Origin of the sequence: Vibrio sp. S9_S30 (genome assembly GCF_014694455.1) — a bacterium.
Lineage (GTDB): Bacteria > Pseudomonadota > Gammaproteobacteria > Enterobacterales > Vibrionaceae > Vibrio.
The window spans coordinates 35989-52205 of sequence record NZ_JAAUWT010000011.1 but is presented as its reverse complement, the minus strand read 5'-3'; the positions used below and the strand labels follow the sequence as shown (position 1 = coordinate 52205).

At 43.8% G+C, this 16217-nt stretch carries 16 protein-coding genes; 9 read left to right on the top strand and 7 right to left on the bottom strand.

Going from position 1 to position 16217, the window contains the following annotated elements; all coding sequences use genetic code 11:
- The 3 genes from HC752_RS14145 to HC752_RS14135 all read left to right on the top strand — a co-directional run bounded on the left by HC752_RS14145 (nt 1) and on the right by HC752_RS14135 (nt 3052).
- Nucleotides 1-855, top strand: a complete 855-nt coding sequence (locus HC752_RS14145) for a hypothetical protein (protein WP_190335821.1) — start codon at nt 1-3, stop codon at nt 853-855.
- 308 nt (nt 856-1163) lie between these two features.
- Nucleotides 1164-2033, top strand: coding sequence for an aspartyl protease family protein (locus HC752_RS14140; protein ID WP_190335820.1), 870 nt, complete (start codon nt 1164-1166; stop codon nt 2031-2033).
- A gap of 383 nt (nt 2034-2416) precedes the next feature.
- On the top strand, nt 2417-3052 hold the full coding sequence (locus tag HC752_RS14135) for an alternative oxidase (RefSeq protein ID WP_190335819.1): 636 nt from the start codon (nt 2417-2419) through the stop codon (nt 3050-3052).
- A gap of 62 nt (nt 3053-3114) precedes the next feature.
- Here the strand turns inward: HC752_RS14135 and HC752_RS14130 are convergent, their stop codons facing one another.
- A complete protein-coding gene (locus HC752_RS14130) occupies nt 3115-4020 on the bottom strand; it encodes a LysR family transcriptional regulator (protein WP_190335818.1) in 906 nt (301 codons plus the stop codon).
- A gap of 110 nt (nt 4021-4130) precedes the next feature.
- Here HC752_RS14130 and HC752_RS14125 point away from each other — a divergent pair, with 110 nt between their 5' ends.
- On the top strand, nt 4131-5024 hold the full coding sequence (locus tag HC752_RS14125; protein ID WP_190335817.1) for an alpha/beta hydrolase: 894 nt from the start codon (nt 4131-4133) through the stop codon (nt 5022-5024).
- 581 nt (nt 5025-5605) lie between these two features.
- Complete coding sequence (yghU, locus tag HC752_RS14120; protein WP_190335816.1) at nt 5606-6466, top strand: glutathione-dependent disulfide-bond oxidoreductase; 861 nt, start codon at nt 5606-5608, stop codon at nt 6464-6466.
- 149 nt (nt 6467-6615) lie between these two features.
- On the opposite strand, the gene HC752_RS14115 is transcribed toward yghU, so the two are convergent.
- Both HC752_RS14115 and HC752_RS14110 read right to left on the bottom strand, forming a co-directional pair.
- Nucleotides 6616-6960 carry an XRE family transcriptional regulator gene (locus HC752_RS14115; protein WP_190335815.1) on the bottom strand — a complete coding sequence of 115 codons (345 nt, stop codon included), beginning with the start codon at nt 6958-6960 and terminating at the stop codon, nt 6616-6618.
- 159 nt (nt 6961-7119) lie between these two features.
- Complete coding sequence (locus HC752_RS14110; protein ID WP_190335814.1) at nt 7120-8313, bottom strand: MFS transporter; 1194 nt, start codon at nt 8311-8313, stop codon at nt 7120-7122.
- A 97-nt stretch (nt 8314-8410) separates the two neighbouring features.
- Between HC752_RS14110 and soxR the strand changes: the two genes are divergently transcribed.
- A complete protein-coding gene (gene soxR / locus HC752_RS14105) occupies nt 8411-8848 on the top strand; it encodes a redox-sensitive transcriptional activator SoxR (RefSeq protein ID WP_190335813.1) in 438 nt (145 codons plus the stop codon).
- 172 nt (nt 8849-9020) lie between these two features.
- Here the strand turns inward: soxR and HC752_RS14100 are convergent, their stop codons facing one another.
- A complete protein-coding gene (locus HC752_RS14100) occupies nt 9021-9677 on the bottom strand; it encodes an alpha/beta hydrolase (protein ID WP_190335812.1) in 657 nt (218 codons plus the stop codon).
- Between the two features lie 280 nt (nt 9678-9957).
- Here HC752_RS14100 and HC752_RS14095 point away from each other — a divergent pair, with 280 nt between their 5' ends.
- Nucleotides 9958-11553: an MFS transporter gene (locus HC752_RS14095; RefSeq protein WP_238930524.1), complete on the top strand. Its 1596-nt coding sequence runs from the start codon at nt 9958-9960 to the stop codon at nt 11551-11553.
- A gap of 103 nt (nt 11554-11656) precedes the next feature.
- Nucleotides 11657-12379: an oxygen-insensitive NADPH nitroreductase gene (gene nfsA / locus HC752_RS14090; protein WP_190335810.1), complete on the top strand. Its 723-nt coding sequence runs from the start codon at nt 11657-11659 to the stop codon at nt 12377-12379.
- A 130-nt stretch (nt 12380-12509) separates the two neighbouring features.
- Here the strand turns inward: nfsA and HC752_RS14085 are convergent, their stop codons facing one another.
- The 3 genes from HC752_RS14085 to HC752_RS14075 all read right to left on the bottom strand — a co-directional run bounded on the left by HC752_RS14085 (nt 12510) and on the right by HC752_RS14075 (nt 15202).
- Entirely contained in the window at nt 12510-13229 is a 720-nt protein-coding gene (locus HC752_RS14085) for a hypothetical protein (RefSeq protein ID WP_190335809.1), read from the bottom strand.
- A gap of 262 nt (nt 13230-13491) precedes the next feature.
- Nucleotides 13492-14115, bottom strand: coding sequence for an esterase/lipase family protein (locus HC752_RS14080; protein ID WP_190335808.1), 624 nt, complete (start codon nt 14113-14115; stop codon nt 13492-13494).
- A gap of 244 nt (nt 14116-14359) precedes the next feature.
- On the bottom strand, nt 14360-15202 hold the full coding sequence (locus tag HC752_RS14075) for a mechanosensitive ion channel family protein (RefSeq protein WP_190335807.1): 843 nt from the start codon (nt 15200-15202) through the stop codon (nt 14360-14362).
- A gap of 429 nt (nt 15203-15631) precedes the next feature.
- On the opposite strand from HC752_RS14075, the gene HC752_RS14070 reads away from it, so the two are divergent.
- Nucleotides 15632-16159 carry an outer membrane beta-barrel protein gene (locus HC752_RS14070; RefSeq protein WP_190335806.1) on the top strand — a complete coding sequence of 176 codons (528 nt, stop codon included), beginning with the start codon at nt 15632-15634 and terminating at the stop codon, nt 16157-16159.
- The last annotated feature ends 58 nt before the right edge of the window (nt 16160-16217 follow it).

Genomic DNA, 16217 nt, shown 5'->3' with positions numbered 1-16217 from the left:
ATGTGTTTAAGTGCTGAAGATTGGATACAAAATTTTGAACAATATAATATTTCTGTTGGTGCTAGCTTAGATGGGCTTGAGGTTTATAATGATGAACAAAGAATATTGACTAATGGGCAAGGATCATATGGTAGTGAAAAACAAGGTATTATAAAACTAAGAGATGCTCACAAAAATGGAAGAATTCCATCTTTTGGTCTTCTGTGCGTTATTAATCCAAAATCTGACGGTAGAGAGGTTTATAATCACTTCGTCAATGATCTTGAAGTTAAAAATATGGATTTCTTGTTTCCTGCAATGAATCATGATGACTTTGTATATGATCATGGATACGAGAAATTCATGGGAAGCGCATTAGATGCATGGATTGATGGTGGATTCAAAGATGTTTCTATTCGGAAATTTTCAACTGCGCTTTTGAAATTCTCAGGAATAAATAAATTTTCATTAGGTGGATATAGTGATTTAGATATGGTAACTATTTCTTTTACTATACAATCTAATGGAGATCTTGGTCCTGATGATCTTTTATTCCAAAGCCCAATTTGGAATGCGTTCCCAAAATGTAATGTTGTGAGCACATCACTGTATGATTACTTGTTAATTGAACAATTTGAAAAACTAGATAAAGAATTGAGAACAATACCAGAACAATGTACTGACTGTTGTTGGTCAAAAATTTGTGGTGGTGGTACAAATGCTGTTCATTTGAAATATAGTAGCAAGAATAATAGTTGTATTAATCCAACTGTTTATTGTGATTCAATGAAAGAGCTTTATTCAAGAATGTCTGCTAAGCTTCTGGATGAAGGAGTTCCATATAAAAAAATATCAGAAGTTCTTTGTTTAGAATAACTTCAAATCATAATTATTTATCAGCATCCTGATTTCCTATATAGAGTTTATAATTTATTATTTCAAAGGCCGTTTCTATATTTAAAATGGTCTCTTATTTTTTATGAGGAGTGAAAATTAATTTCAATTTAATATCTCCAAAAAACTATTTTAAAATAGTGTGTAGATGGAATGTGGACCCAGACGCATTTTACTAAGAATATTAGATTCGTAAGTTTAAGTTAAGTTATTGAAAGATTAGTATGGCTCACTCTATGGATTTATTGTGAACAATGAATCTGACTTACTTTATTTAAGGTTATCTACCAATGCATGTTATTTTCCGTCTTTTCGGTCGCCTCCCGCTTCTTCTTTTCTTACTTACTTTCAGTGCGGCTTCATTTTCCAAGAGTTGCGACTCGCTCAGTACTCCTATTTCTTTCACTCCTAAAGGTATGCCAGTGGTGACGCTGGAGATCGGTGGACAAGAGATAGACTTCCTTCTGGATACGGGGTCAAGCGCAGGGTTACATTTGCCCAAGTCAATGATGATTAACCTAAAGGGAATAACGGATTTACCCGAAAAACGCAAAAGCATGAATGCCGCAGGGAAAGAGTTCAACAATTCTGTTTATCACTTAAAAATGCTGAAATTAGGATGCTTGGAATTTGAAGATCTTGAAGTGGTCGCGCTCCAATCGTGGGGAGTATCTGTTGGAGGAGAAAAAGCAGACACGGATGATTTACCCGTTATAGGGTTAGGGCTGTTTTCAGGAAGAACGGTACAAATCAGCTTTAAAGACAAAGAACTGTCTATTGTAAATTCAGACCAATCGGTATCCAAACAATGGTCTGATCTTGGTGTTTCCAAGGAAGGGATTGGTGTCGCCGTTGAGACTAAAAATCAGCTCTACACGTTGGTTTTGGATACTGGGGCATCCAACACTCTGTTTGTGAGCAACAAAGTGAATCCGAAGGAATCGTTAGAAGCGTGCCAATACAGCTTAGGAAACATTCCTTGCCAACTTCTCAACGAGCCAATGACCACGTATGGGCATTCTTTTACCAGCAAGGCGCTACTGTTTCCTATTGACCCTCGATTTCAACTGGATGGCTTACTTGGTGCAGACTTTTTTCATCAATTTGACGTACGAATTGATTTTGATAACCATAAAATCCTCGTGAAACCTGTTAGCTAATAAATAGGGGGAGTTTCTTTTAACCGAGCAAAAAGACCTAATGTATGTGGTAGGGGTTGCTGATCTCAGGCTCAGAGATATCCCCCTCCTCACACAGATAAGGAATTGAGATGGCAAACGAATATACACCACCAAAAGTTTGGAAGAACTGGAAGCGTTATGTGCGTGATGTTTATTAAGGCAACCCGTATTAGGTTTTTCGACGTTTGAATGCGATAAAAGTCATGATATGCCATGGCTTTTTTTATGTTTCTTGCCTATCTTCCTATTTATATATGCTCGGATGGCGTATAAAAAATAGTTTAAAGATCTAAAAACTATTGAAGGTTGCATTTTAAAGGTGTATTTTAAATACATATTTTAAGTTGAAGGAAGTAAAGCTCATGTCAGACTTTAAATTAACGCATCGCTCTGCGAGTAAGTTTTCCGAACGTGTTGCGTATCGTATTACGCAATTTTTGAAATTTACTCTCAATATTTTCTATGGGAAGAAGTACGCAAAACGCGCCGTGATCTTAGAAACCATCGCTGCGGTGCCTGGCATGGTTGCGGGCATGTTTAACCACATGAAGGCTCTTAGGCGCATGAAAGACGATGAAGGCTGGATCAGAGAGTTGCTAGACGAAGCCGAGAATGAGCGAATGCACCTTATGATTTTTTTGGATATTGCAAAACCCAGTTGGGTTGAGCGCGCTTTAGTGCTGCTTGGGCAAGGAGTCTTTATTGTCGTTTACGGTTTGATTTATCTGCTTTCGTCTAAGATTGCACATCGAGTGGTCGGGTATTTTGAGGAAGAAGCCTGTAAAAGTTATACCGAGTATCTTGGTAAAATTGATGGTGGTGAAGTAGAGAACGTTCCTGCACCGAAAATCGCGATTAGTTACTATCAACTGCCCAGCGATGCGATGCTAAGAGACGTGATTTTGCAAATTCGTAACGACGAAGCCAAGCATCGAGATCGTAACCATTCATTCGCTGATGCTTACGAAACACAAAACTTACCAGCCCACCAGAACTGATGGTTCTCACTCGCCAGCTTTCTTCTTAAAGTTGGCGAGAACCTCGGTCTTTTTCTTATCTCTTACTCAGAACTGTATTTTCCATTTTGAAACCATGCACAAAGAAACTGAATCAGCGTTTTAAGCTTTTCTGGTTGGTAGCGGTTTTTGTTGTAAATAAGGTGAATAGGGATAGAGGCAACAGACCAATCTTCAATGGCGTGGACCAATTTACCGTTTCTTAAATGGGTTTCTGCGTATCGGCTAGGCAGGCGACAAATACCCATTCCGTTGATCGCGTAAGTCAATAATACCCGGCTATTTGAACAGCTTGCAGACGGGCTGACTTGGATGGTTTGTGATTCACCATTTGAGTGAGTGAATGTCCACTTGTCTATTGTACCAGTTAAGCAGCGATGTTCTTTAAATTGGCTTGGGTGGCTCGGGAGCGATTTACCTTTTAAATAGTCCTGAGAGCAAAATACGCCCACATCCATATCCATTAAGTGTCGAGCAACCATACGAGAATCAGGCAGGTTTCCTGAGCGGATCACAAGATCAAACTCATCCTCCATTAAGCTGACTTGTTTGCTGTCGAAGGAAATATCAATGCGAATCTCTGGGTAACACATAGAAAACTCGGCGATGGCTTGCGACAAGTATTCTTCGCCAAATGCCCCTCCTAGGCTGTTGATGCGGATCAACCCAGACATCGATGCGCTTTGCTCCAATGCATCAAAAGCCGCTTGTTCGATTTCCATTAGGGCGGCTTGGGATTTTGAATAAAAACGCTCCCCTTGTTCAGTCAACTTGAGGGAGCGAGTTGTGCGTATCAATAACTGCACGCCTAACGCTCTTTCTAGTTGGCTCAATTGGCGTGAGAGATGTGCCTTAGATGCCCCTAGTGCCTCAGCAGCATTGGTAAAGCTGCCATACGATACGATGGCGACAAACGCTTTTACATCGAGCAAGGAAATATTGTTGTTCATTATGTAACAGTCAGTATAGTGTTGATGTATATATCATAAATCAAACTGTTCCTATGATGTAGTCATCATTCAAAAATCGCGAATCATTCATCATTAGAGGCAGAACTTTTATGACTTACACTCAACAAAACACCTCCTTTTATAGCAACGGTCACCGAATTGCCGCACACCTTTTTATTCCAGTTCAAGGAAATCACCCTTTTCCTGCGGTAGTGATTGCAGGGCCTCAAGCGGGCGTTAAAGAGCAAACGGTCGATCACTACGCTACTCGATTAGCCGCTAAAGGTTTTGTGACTCTGACCTTTGACCACGCAACGTTTGGGGCGAGTGAAGGGCAGCCGAGATTTCATGAGAACCCTTACCTAAAAGCGGAAGACATTTCTAACGCAGTGACGTTTCTTCGGTTACATCACCATGTTCAGCCCGATCGTGTTTATGGCTTAGGCGTGTGTTCAGGAGGAGGATACTTAAGCTTTGCGGCTGCAACGGATAGACGAATTAAATCCGTAGCCACAGTCAGTGCTTACTTTGATCACCGAGGTTTTTATCAAACCATTATGGGAAGAGAAGGTGTGTTGGATGTGCTAGAGCTGGGCAACAAAGCAAGAGAAACCTATCAACAGACAGGTGAAATCAGCTATTTACCTCATGCACCTGAATCGGACAGTGAAGACATGCCAAGACTATTCAGAGAGTTTTACGATTACTACATGACGCCCCGAGGGCAAAAAGGGCGTTATGAGAGCAAGTTTCTGCCTTGGTCGTTTGCCAGCTTAGCCAACTTTTCGGCATTGGATATCGCTGAAAATCTGTCGCCGACCCCTTTGCTGATGATTGTTGGCTCTGAAGCGGATTCGGCATACGAAAGTGAGCAAATGTTACGAGCAACCGCTGGCGCTGGAAAGCTCGAAGTGATTCAGGGTTCCAATCATGTTGGGCTTTACGATGTTGCGGAATATGTTGACCAAGCCGTCGACAAGATTGCCGCGCACTTTACTGACTAAGTGGTTTACGGTTAGCAAATTGGAGACCAGCAGATCCAGCTGCTGGTCTTCCACTTCTTCTTTTCTTACTTACTTTCAGTGTCTCTTCTTAACTGAATGCGATGCAAGAGAGGTGTATCTCCTCAGGTTTTTTCATCTCCACTACCAAAACTATGGTCCATGCTCTAGCGTGAGAAAGCCCTTATCCTTTCTGATAACCCTAGCATCGTGTTCAATAATAAAAGTTTACCAAGCGTGTTTGCAGGGGAGCGTCTAGTCTTGAGGAGTAATCGACGTTTTTCAGCGTAATTAAGCGGCTCGATGCGGAAATTCTTCAAACCTATGGATGTGCTTGTTTCATTGAGATTATTTGCTCGCCAGAGCACAAAATAGCGATGTGCTTTTCGGGGTTAAGCGCATGCTTTAAAGATTGCGTTAATGAGTTAGCTTTATTCTAAACAATGAGTTATAAATAACCGATCGTTCTAATAAAAATATCAGATAGGGGTTTTAACTGAGAAAAAAGACCTAATGTATGTGGTAGGGTCTGCTGATCTCAGGCTCAGAGATATCCCCCCTCCTCACACAGATAAGGAATTGAGATGGCAAACGAATATACACCACCAAAAGTTTGGACGATGGAAGATGAAAATGGCGGTCAGTGGGCAAGCATTAACAGACCAGATTCGGGTGCACGGCATGAACAAGCACTGCCAGTAGGGAACCACCCGCTACAGCTCTACTCCATGGGCACCCCAAATGGGCAGAAAGTCACCATTATGTTGGAAGAACTTTTGGCACTTGGCGTGACCGAAGCGGAATACGATGCGTATTTAATCAAAATTGGCGATGGTGACCAGTTTGGTTCAGGTTTTGTGAGTGTTAACCCTAACTCGAAAATCCCAGCGCTGGTGGATCGCTCAGGCAGTGAGCCAGTAAATGTATTTGAATCGGGCGGTATTTTGCTTTATTTGGCAGACAAGTTTGGGCAGTTATTGCCTAAAGAGCCGAAAGCACGCACAGAAGTGTTGAATTGGCTGTTTTGGCTGCAAGGGTCGGCACCGTATTTAGGCGGTGGCTTTGGTCATTTTTATTCCTACGCGCCAGAGAAGTTTGAGTACCCGATCAATCGCTTTTCTATGGAAGCTAAGCGTCAGCTCGATGTCTTGGATAAGCGCCTTGCGAATAACAAATACTTAGGTGGCGATGAATACAGCATTGCGGATATCGCAACGTGGCCGTGGTATGGCAACCTTGTGCTTGGCGTTCTTTATGATGCTGCTGAGTTTTTAGGTGTAGAGAGCTACCCCAACCTGATGCGCTGGGCAAAAGACATTGCTCAGCGTCCCGCCGTGCAACGTGGTCGAATAGTTAACCGTGCATGGGGAGAAGAGTGGGAGCAAGTACCAGAACGTCACTCGGCTGCCGATATTGATGAAGTGTTGGCGAAAAAGCCGTCTTAAGTATTGATTGTCTTAAACGTTGATTGTCTTAAACGTTGGTCGTTTTAATTATTGAGAGCACGTTATGAACCCTTTCAATTTTGGAAGGGTTTTTAATGCATTGGTATTTCCTCTTTTCTTTCAACAGATTTGAACCCTCTGTATCGGCATTAGCTTAGCGTGTGTGCATACTCCACAACGACTTGATTTCCTTCAACGTAGGTTTTTTGGATCTCCCCATCAACGGTGATGCGACTTTTTAAGTAGATCACTTGCCCTGCGTTCTCGCTGTTTTTCAATGAAGGGATAACCGATTTTGGGTCGACATGTAATTGGTTGCAAAACTGTTCAACAAAAGCAGGCTCCAACCGCGCACTCCCTCTTAAAAGCTCGGAAAAATCGATTTGGCTGATCCCAAGTCGTTTGGTGATTTCCATTTGAGTCATGCGCATTTTTGCCTTTTGCGACATCCAGACCTGATAAAGTGCTTCGCGATCTTGTTGGGTAAACTCCATAGCCATTCCTGAATTGGTTTATTGATTTTTAGTGAAATGAAGGTAAGCGCGATGGAGTTTGCCGTGCCGATGAGTGCATATGTCAACACTCGGTTAGAAATTGTCAGTGTTATTCATAGTGTTGTTATACCGTGATTTTCTTCCATTAAAGACAGAAATTTAGGTAACCGGTTGCTCGGTAAACTGGCGGCTTTTGGTTAAGAAGGTCATGATGATAGCGGCAGCGATAACAATGACGGCTGCAATGACGAATCCATACCGAGTTATCTCATAATGACTAAGAAAAGCGATGAGTACATAACTCAGTGATTGCACCAAAGTTGAAAACAAAGCCAATCCGCCTTCGACCCGGCCACGTTCAGACACCTTCACACTGTGGTGCATCCAATTGGTTCTCGCAATGCGGTTAAGCGCATTAAAGAACCCAAAGCCCACTGTAAACGCCATTAAGTAAACTGGGTGCTGATAAATCGACATTCCGACCAACATTACGCCCACTACAAACATGGAGTATTGCATGGTCTTTTGGTGTGATGCTTCCGCCAGAATTTTGCGAACCAACAGCCCTGTAATTAACGAGCCCAAGCCGAAACTGATGTTGTACCCCGCGAGCCATTCTCCTGAAATCCCCGCTTCAGAAAACCAAATGGGGACGAGTTTTCCTAAAAACGTCAGTATTGGGTACGACAAGCAAGACAACAGAATGAAAGCATAGAAACGCGGCGCGTTGGCGAAGAGGCTCTTGCTCTCTTTTAACTGAGCAAAGAAAGGTACAGCTTGGGTTTTTCTTAGCTTTCTACGATACGGGGTAAGCCAGTAAGCAATAGAGGCTATGCCCGATGCGATCGCCGCGAACAACGCAAATTCCCACATGCTCCATAGCTCCAAAAGCATCACACCTAACGCGCCAGCCCCCAAAGTGGTGCCCTGCATGACCACCTCTTGGTAACCAGAAATGGACGCATATTCATGTGAGTCGTAGTTTTCTTGAGTGAACGCGTTGTTGGTCGACCATGCTAGGTTACTGGATACCCATATCACCAGCTGAGCTCCAGCCAGTAACCAATGTGATCCTGCATCGAGTGAATACGCGATAACCACAATGGCAGCGGTTAAGGCTTGTATGACTTGATTGATCACCAATAAATTCTTACGAGAATGGCGATCAATCAACGTCGAAAAGAACGGTGTTGCCACAAATGAAACGGCGGTACATAAGAGCGCGACCATGGCAACGAACGTGCCCATATTGGGTTGAGAGAGAATCACCCAAGGCAGCGCCATCATGAAAAGCCCCGATGAAATACCATCAAAAAAGCGGCCAACTAAGTAGGGAAAGGTTTTGTTTTTCATTCTTTTTCCTTCGTGAATTCTTTAGGTTTGCGTGCTACTCTAAAACCTCAAGTTAAGTTGAGGTAAAGGTCTTTTTTGATCTTTTTGTAGGTGATATATGGACATAGGTGTTGGCGAAGTCGCTAAACGAGCTGGGGTGAAAGTGTCAGCAATTCACTTCTATGAACAAAAAGGGCTGATATCCAGTTGGCGGAACGCTGGCAATCAGCGGCGGTTTCACCGCAGTGTCTTGCGTAGAATTGCGGTGATCAAAGCTGCCCAGCAAGTTGGCTTGTCGTTAGAGGAGATTTCTCAGGCATTGTCGCACTTACCTAAACACCAAGCACCAAACAAAAAAGAATGGGATACACTGGCGAGCCGTTGGCACGCGATGTTAGAAGACAGAATCCGTCGTTTGCAGGCGCTTCAGAATGATTTGGGTGGGTGCATTGGTTGCGGTTGTTTGTCTTTGGACAATTGCGCGCTTCGCAACCCCCAAGATCAGTATGGTGACGCTCACAAAGGGGAAAACTGGCTTGGTTGCACGGGGGAGTAGGCGAACCTCTTATCCGTTTGCCGTCGCTATTCGAATGGGGCGGGTCGCTCCTTCTAGTGGCGTACAATAGCCCATTCTTTCGTGATAGCCGTGTAGGGGAAGAGCCGCATTCCGTTAGGTAAGTCGTGCGGGTTGGGATCCCGCACGTGGAATGACATGGTTTAACGCCGATTTAAAGGTTGAGTAGGCGGTGCAACCACTCAGAAATGTCTTTAATTTGCGGCATGCATACCTGATGTTCCATTGGGTAAGTGCGCCAATTGGGTGTGTACCCTGCGGCTTCTAAATCGGTTTTGGCTTCTTCGCCCATGGCTGGGAAAACAACGGGATCATAGCTGCCATGCATGATCTCTATGGGTAACGCTTTGTTTGCTTCTGAGTATTCGATGGCGTCAGAGGTAGGAAAATACGTGGAAAGCGCTAGCAAGCCAGCCAATGGCTGGTCGTAGCTTAATGCTGCATGGTATGCCACCGCGCCACCTTGAGAAAACCCTGCAAGTATGATGCGGTTTGACGCAATTCCACGCTTTTGTTCTTGCTTAATCAATTCCACCACTTGATGGGCGGAGTCGATGAGCTGCTGCGAATTCAATTTTCTCCCTGCGCCCATTTCAATAATGTCGTACCACGCTGGCATCACCATTCCGCCGTTAACAGTGACAGGAATGGAAGGGGAGTGCGGGAAAATAAAGCGCACAGGGGCATCGGTGGGTAATTTCAGTTCAGGAAGAATGGCTTCAAAATCGTGACCATTTGAGCCAAGACCGTGCAGCCAAATTACACTGGCCGTGGCTTCTGTAGTCGGTTCAACTTCGACGTAGCTAAGCATCTTGATATTCCGTATTGGTTTTAAGTTTGGCTCACCTTACCGTGAATTTTGGGTGAATGCGATCTTCAATTTTCGCCATGCATATTGCGCTCTCGCACTTGAGATTGTGCACAACTTCACCGGATTGTCTGATATTTATCCTTTTTAATGGGCTGGCTGGCTTTTAACCTGTGCTATGTTGTAGTTGATGCTTTAATCAGCAATTCTTGCCATCAATTGATTGTCTAAAAAGTCCATAATGCCTATGAGAAGCAACATATTCATCCGTATAAGACCTATTTTGTTCGCTATTTTTGCGTTTGCGATCAGCCATAACTTGCTTTATGTCATGTTGCCGATTCGCTTAAAAGACGGCGGGTTTGATTCTTCTGAAATCGGTTTAGCGATGAGTATGTTTGCCGTAGGGGCCATTTGTGCGGGTTTATTTGGTTCAAAAGTGGTGTTGCGTGTTGGGCATATTCGAGCGTTTGCCTCGATGGCGGCTATGTTGGCTATCGTGTCGGTTTTGCACAGTTATTCAAGCGACATCTATGTCACGTCGGTGCTAAGAATGATCGCGGGTGTGTGTTATGTCACCAGTTTTATTACCTTAGAAAGCTGGCTTAATGTATTGAGTGATCGCAGTAACCGCGGCAGAGTGTATGGCACCTATCAAATTTGCTTCGCGATTGGCTTTGGTACCGCTCCTTTTTTGATCGCATTTTCGGGCGCGCAAGATCCCCGAATTTTTGGGGTTATTTCCGTGTTTTTGTGCATTGCTCTCATCATTATGTCGATGAGTCGATTACCAATGCCTGAATTACCGGAAAAAAGTGCGCCTCTTACCATCAAAAAACTTTGGAACTATTCCCCTTCTGGCACCCTTTCTTGTTTTTGTGCTGGGTTGATTAACGCCGCGAGCGTATCCTTAATTTCGTTGTACGCCTACGGTAAGGGCATATCTGGAATCTGGCTATCGCTGATTTTGGGTTCATACCAAATGGGCGGGTTGTTGACTCAGTTTCCGACAGGATGGCTAGCAGATAGGTACGACAAGCGCGTTATTGCGTCGGGGCTCATGTTTATGGGGATGATCAGCAATTCGTTGATCATTTTAGAGAATTATGTGCCAATGCCGATTGAAATGCTCGCTGTCCTATTTTGGGTGTCGGGTGGCTCTGGCGTTGCGCTGTTCCCACTTGCCGTGACTCAGGTGTTTGACCACATCCAGCCCAAAGAGGCAATGCCAGCGACAAGTACCATGCAAGTATTGGTGGGGATTGGTGGAGTAACTGGTCCCATCATTGCTGGCTATCTTATGAATGAGTTTTCCATTGTTTGGCTTTACTACTATCTCATTGTGGTTCACTTATTTGTGTTTGGTTTCTTGTTGTTCCGCAAACTCTTTGTGCGGACCGACACATTAGAAGCGGTCAGCCACTATCAAGTGAATGTGCAGCCCATTCCCACGGGAACCGCCGAGTTAGATCCTATGTTGGATTTCAAATACACCGACATTGCAGACCCAGAGCTCAAGTTGTTGGTAGCGGCTCTGGGTCAAAACCCAACCGACCCAGGCGTGCTGTTCCGCACTGCGCTGCAAGGGTCATCGCTAAATGCTAGCGATGTGGCCATTAATATTACGCTGGCGTACCCTAAGCAATCCGGTGCGCTTTTGGGTGAGCTGATCAATCAATATCCTCAACGAAGGCTAGAAATCGCTTATTCATTACACGATTTCTTCTTACTGCGAAAAGCCAGGATCAATGCTCGGATTTATGAGGCGTTATTGGACGGTGCAGATGAAGAGGAAACGCTAGAAATAGAGCGCATTATTCAAGAATCGAATGAGAGAAAACTCGAAAGTGGCGTCGTTGAATCGCAACCTCGCTTGTAATTATTGGCTTTGCGATCGCGGTATTCGACATCGTTTTGGAATTTATTTATAAAAGGTTGTTGTGAATGTTACTCACGCTCATCTCCCTTAATATGGAATGCTTATGAACTCAACTATCGACACCATTCTTTCTCATCGTTCGATTCGTGCATTTACTCAAGAAGCCGTGACCAAAGAACAGCTGGATACCATTATTCGAGCGGGTATTGCGGCATCGTCTTCCAGTTTGTTACAGGTCAACACCATCATTCGCGTAACCGATCCAGTGAAACGTGACGCTTTGGTGACGTTTTCAGGTGGTCAAAAATACGTAGGCACCGCCCCAGAGTTTTTGGTGTTTTGCATCGACTTGCAACGTCATGTTGAAATGAACGAGAACGTTAAACCCGAATTTACCGAACTGACGTTGATTGGCGCCGTGGACGCGGGGATCATGGCTCAAAACTGCCTATTGGCTGCGGAATCAATGGGGTTAGGGGGGGTGTACATTGGTGGGTTAAGAAACTGTGCTCAAGAAGTGGATGAACTGCTGGAGTTGCCCCCACATACTGCGGTTTTGTTTGGTATGTGTTTAGGGCACCCAGACCAAAACCCCGAAGTCAAACCAAGGCTAAGCCCTGGGGTGATTGTGCATGAAAACACGTACCAGCCCTTAGATAAAAACAAGGTTAGGGAGTACGACCAAACCATGTTGCAATACTACTCAAGCCGGAGCGGTAACAACAAAAACGTTACATGGTCGGAGCAAATCACAGGCAAACTTTCGGAAGAATCTAGGCCTCATATCAAAGGCTACTTGAATGGAAAAGGGCTGGCGATTAAGTGAGTTCAAAAATCAGGGGATTTACATTGTAAATCCCCTGATTGATTTAAAGGTTTGTGCTAAAAGCTGATTGAGTTCACTCAGTTTTTTTAGCGGATTAGATTTGGCGATGTAGTGCCAAACGAATCAAACGTTAGAATGTGCTACAAGCATCGCTTGAGGAAAAGCTAAGATTTGAGCTTTGTGTCAGTTTGCAGCTTAACCTGTCTGATGATGTGGTTTGATCGATTTGGAACCACGTTCCTTCTGCTCCATCAACTTTTATGCTTGTTGTAGACATTACGTTGTCGCTATCAGTGGAATGCTTGATGGTTATTCCATGTGTCTCACCGTCTGCTGAGATAATCGAATGGAAAGTTAAGCTTGGAGCGGCATACTTAAGGTCGATATTTTTGAACGATACCAACTCTTCAGCTCTATTTTCGTCTCTAATGCTAAAGAATCCAGTGAGAGAATAAGCACTTCCAGCCTTAGAGTAGTCCAGCTTGCCGTTTACTTTAATATTTAGATCGTACGATAAGCTACAGCTATTAATGGATAGAGTGCCATTATTAGCCATTTCATTGCCGTTAGTGGTTAACACCACTTCTCCAGAATGGTTAAAACATGCTGTCGTTTTAGAAAGATCACTTGTTGTGGGAGACGCACTTTGATGGCTGTTGTTGAGAACATCATTCGCAACACTAAGCACAGTATTAAAATCAATGGCGTTAATGCTGTTAGACATTTTGGTTATGCTATTGGTAGTGATTTTTGTTTTGCTATTATCAGACGTTGAAGATACACCATCATCACCTCCACCACACGCGGTTACGAGAAGAGTCGAAGAAATGAGGAAAGCCAGTTTTTTCATTTTTAAGTCCTTTGTTATGGGGGCTTAATGATAAAACATGTTATTTCTTTATAGTGAATGTGTTTAAGAAATTTGCGAGTTACACGACAGACTATAAACTTCTTTTTAATCAGAATGTTATATCTATTATTTGTGCGTATCTGCACTGCTCTTTATGGTTGGGTTCGCCATCGAATAGAATGGCAGACAGACGAACAATATAGGTATTAGACATTCACTACCTGAGCGCTCTCGTATTAAGGGACAAAGTGGTCGACTTCCTCTAATGAGTGTGACGGAAGTGGTTTTGCCGAATAAAGTGATCGATCTGATTCGGAAGGTAGTGATTGTATATCATGCTGGTGTGGCTAGATTGGGTTTTTAGGTGATCGGTCATGCCTTCTATTTGTGTTTCTTCTACCGTTACCGTGCCATCTGACAGGGTGTTGTTATCCATCAACAATAAAGTTCGCATGCCCAGTGGGAGCGTTCCGGCAATGCTGCCCAGTTTTTGCGGGTAGCGCCATACGTCGTCGTGTTTTTCTAGTCCAAATTCCGGTGTATTACCTAACATGGCTCCCAAGCCTAACTCTTGAATTTTGCCAATAATAGACGCCCCTTTAAGTGGAGAACCAATAGCGATGACATGGGAGACAAGCGATGGGGAGGGGGAACGCGAGGCAAGGTAGTTTTTAATTACAACGCCACCCAGGCTGTGCCCGACCAGTATGTTTTTTTGCGTTCGATCTAGGGCAGAATCAATGGTGCGGAACAGCTTATCTTCATCGATAGTGACAGAGTTATAGCTGATCACTTGCGTTTCATACCCGAGTTTGCGAAGGCGTTGGCTTAAAGGCTGCATGACCAAACCGTGCATGTATAAGCCATGTAAAATGAGGATTTTCATTGTGGTCTCCTGTACGCCTGCTTGCTCGACCTCATTGGGTATTGATAGCAAACCAACAAGGAATGAGTTAATACATGTGACGATATCATTATGTTTCAAATAGGGTATCAAGTCTGTGATGTGGTAGGTAAGTTATCCGCTTAACTGAGCCTTCTATTTGAATGTGATTTTGCAGTATGAACAAACACGCCAGCAAAATGCTGGCGTGTTTTGGGTTAGGGATTAAGTCAACAGACCTTAATCATTAAGAGGCTTGTTTGCCTGGGAATTGATGAATATGCACATCGCGCTGAGGGAACGGGATCGTAATGCCTTGTTCGTCGAAGGCGATTTTCACACGTTCATACAGGCTGAAATACACCGGCCAGTAGTCGTCCGATTTCACCCAAGCCCAAACTAACATACCGACATGGCTGTCACCGTGTTGGCTAACGTGAACAAGCGGTTCGGGGTCATTCAATACGAGTTCGTAGTCGGCTAACACCTTCATGAGCACTTCGCGTGCTTTACGTACATCGTCGCGATAGCTGATACCAAATTCGATATCGACGCGGCGATTTTCTTCACAGAACAGGTTCTTAACGGTGCCGTTAGACAGCATGCCATTGGGAATAATGATTCTTTGATTATCGTAAGTGATCAATACGGTCACAAAAATCTGGATATCAACCACTTTACCCGTATGACCTTGTGCTTCAATCACATCGCCGATTTTGAATGGCTTAAAGAACAGAATGAGAACGCCGCCAGCAAAGTTAGACAGGCTTCCTTGCAGTGCCATCCCTACGGCGAGACCAGCAGCACCTAACATCGCAATGAAGGAAGTGGTTTCGACTCCTATCATCGAGGCGACAGAGATGATCAGCAGTATTTTTAGAATGACCGATGCCAGTGAGCAAAGGAAGCTTCTTAACCCTTGTTCTAGGCGAACACGTTCTAACGCAACGTCGACGCCTTTGGTCACTTTGCCTATTAACCACCAACCAATGACCAAGACCAAAAATGCCAGAATGAGCTTAGGTCCGAATGTCAGAACAAGTTCTAACGCTTTTTCGTAGATTTGTTCTAACGAAATATTATCCAGCATGAATATGTCTCCTTATTAAAATCACCTGAATTATAGGTTAGACCATCCACGTAAGTACTTCCCATTGTTGAGAAAATAACGGGATCAAAGGTTACTTATCGTTTATCGAAAGAGGTTGCGACCTGAGATTAGCCTTTGGGAAGAGCTCTGCCTTTAGTTCCAATCCAATCTATAAAATGGGAGAGGGGAATCAGGATTGCCAAGACCTTCTTGGCGTCTAGGTGGCGGTGGAGTGAAGTAACTAACTGAACCTTAAGGACTTAACTTATATCAACCCGATGTGGTTGCAATGATCGCTTGCATTTATAGTGGTAGAGGTGTGTCACAATATTATCAGTTGTACATAAAAACTTGTGAGATAGGGTTAGGAATTTAGTAAGGTTACTCGAGTATAAACCGTATTCTAAAAGAAAAATTGGTAGTGGAATTATGAAGAAATCGTATTGTGGTTTGGTGTTGATCGTGGGCTTGATGTCTGGTTTTGCGAGTGCTCAAGGTGTTAATCGGTTAGAAGGGTGGAGCCTAGGTGCGGGATATTCCGATACTGAGTATTCAGGCTCTCTTGGCGGTTCCTCTATTTCAGGCGATGCGGGATCTGGGCTTAGATTGGAAACCACATACAATTTTAATGGGGTAGCAGCGTTAAAAGGGTCTTATGAACGCAATTCAAGAGACGAACTGAAAGGGCACACGTTAAAGATCGGGGGAGAGCTTGGCCATTCTTATGTGTTTTCCGATGGTTCTTTTATCAAGCCTTACATTGAATTGGGGTATGCGAACCATCGAATTGAAGGCACGACGACGAGGCAAAAAGTGAACGAGTCTGCTGCGTTCGGTGGCGCAGGTATAAGACTTTCGACCAATTATGGTTTTTACGTCGATTTCGGTGCCGATAGAAGTAAAATGAACGGTGTTAATGTTACGCAGATGAGTGCCACATTTGGTATGAAGTTTTGATGGTATGAAGTGTTAATGGTGTAACGTTTTAATTCAGTGAAATTGCACGTTATCCATC

Coding starts and splice junctions, on each gene's coding strand:
- HC752_RS14145 (WP_190335821.1), top strand. CDS start 1: ATGTGTTTAAGTGCTGAAGATTGGATACAAAATTTTGAACAATATAAT.
- HC752_RS14140 (WP_190335820.1), top strand. CDS start 1,164: ATGCATGTTATTTTCCGTCTTTTCGGTCGCCTCCCGCTTCTTCTTTTC.
- HC752_RS14135 (WP_190335819.1), top strand. CDS start 2,417: ATGTCAGACTTTAAATTAACGCATCGCTCTGCGAGTAAGTTTTCCGAA.
- HC752_RS14130 (WP_190335818.1), bottom strand. CDS start 4,020: ATGAACAACAATATTTCCTTGCTCGATGTAAAAGCGTTTGTCGCCATC.
- HC752_RS14125 (WP_190335817.1), top strand. CDS start 4,131: ATGACTTACACTCAACAAAACACCTCCTTTTATAGCAACGGTCACCGA.
- yghU (WP_190335816.1), top strand. CDS start 5,606: ATGGCAAACGAATATACACCACCAAAAGTTTGGACGATGGAAGATGAA.
- HC752_RS14115 (WP_190335815.1), bottom strand. CDS start 6,960: ATGGAGTTTACCCAACAAGATCGCGAAGCACTTTATCAGGTCTGGATG.
- HC752_RS14110 (WP_190335814.1), bottom strand. CDS start 8,313: ATGAAAAACAAAACCTTTCCCTACTTAGTTGGCCGCTTTTTTGATGGT.
- soxR (WP_190335813.1), top strand. CDS start 8,411: ATGGACATAGGTGTTGGCGAAGTCGCTAAACGAGCTGGGGTGAAAGTG.
- HC752_RS14100 (WP_190335812.1), bottom strand. CDS start 9,677: ATGCTTAGCTACGTCGAAGTTGAACCGACTACAGAAGCCACGGCCAGT.
- nfsA (WP_190335810.1), top strand. CDS start 11,657: ATGAACTCAACTATCGACACCATTCTTTCTCATCGTTCGATTCGTGCA.
- HC752_RS14085 (WP_190335809.1), bottom strand. CDS start 13,229: ATGAAAAAACTGGCTTTCCTCATTTCTTCGACTCTTCTCGTAACCGCG.
- HC752_RS14080 (WP_190335808.1), bottom strand. CDS start 14,115: ATGAAAATCCTCATTTTACATGGCTTATACATGCACGGTTTGGTCATG.
- HC752_RS14075 (WP_190335807.1), bottom strand. CDS start 15,202: ATGCTGGATAATATTTCGTTAGAACAAATCTACGAAAAAGCGTTAGAA.
- HC752_RS14070 (WP_190335806.1), top strand. CDS start 15,632: ATGAAGAAATCGTATTGTGGTTTGGTGTTGATCGTGGGCTTGATGTCT.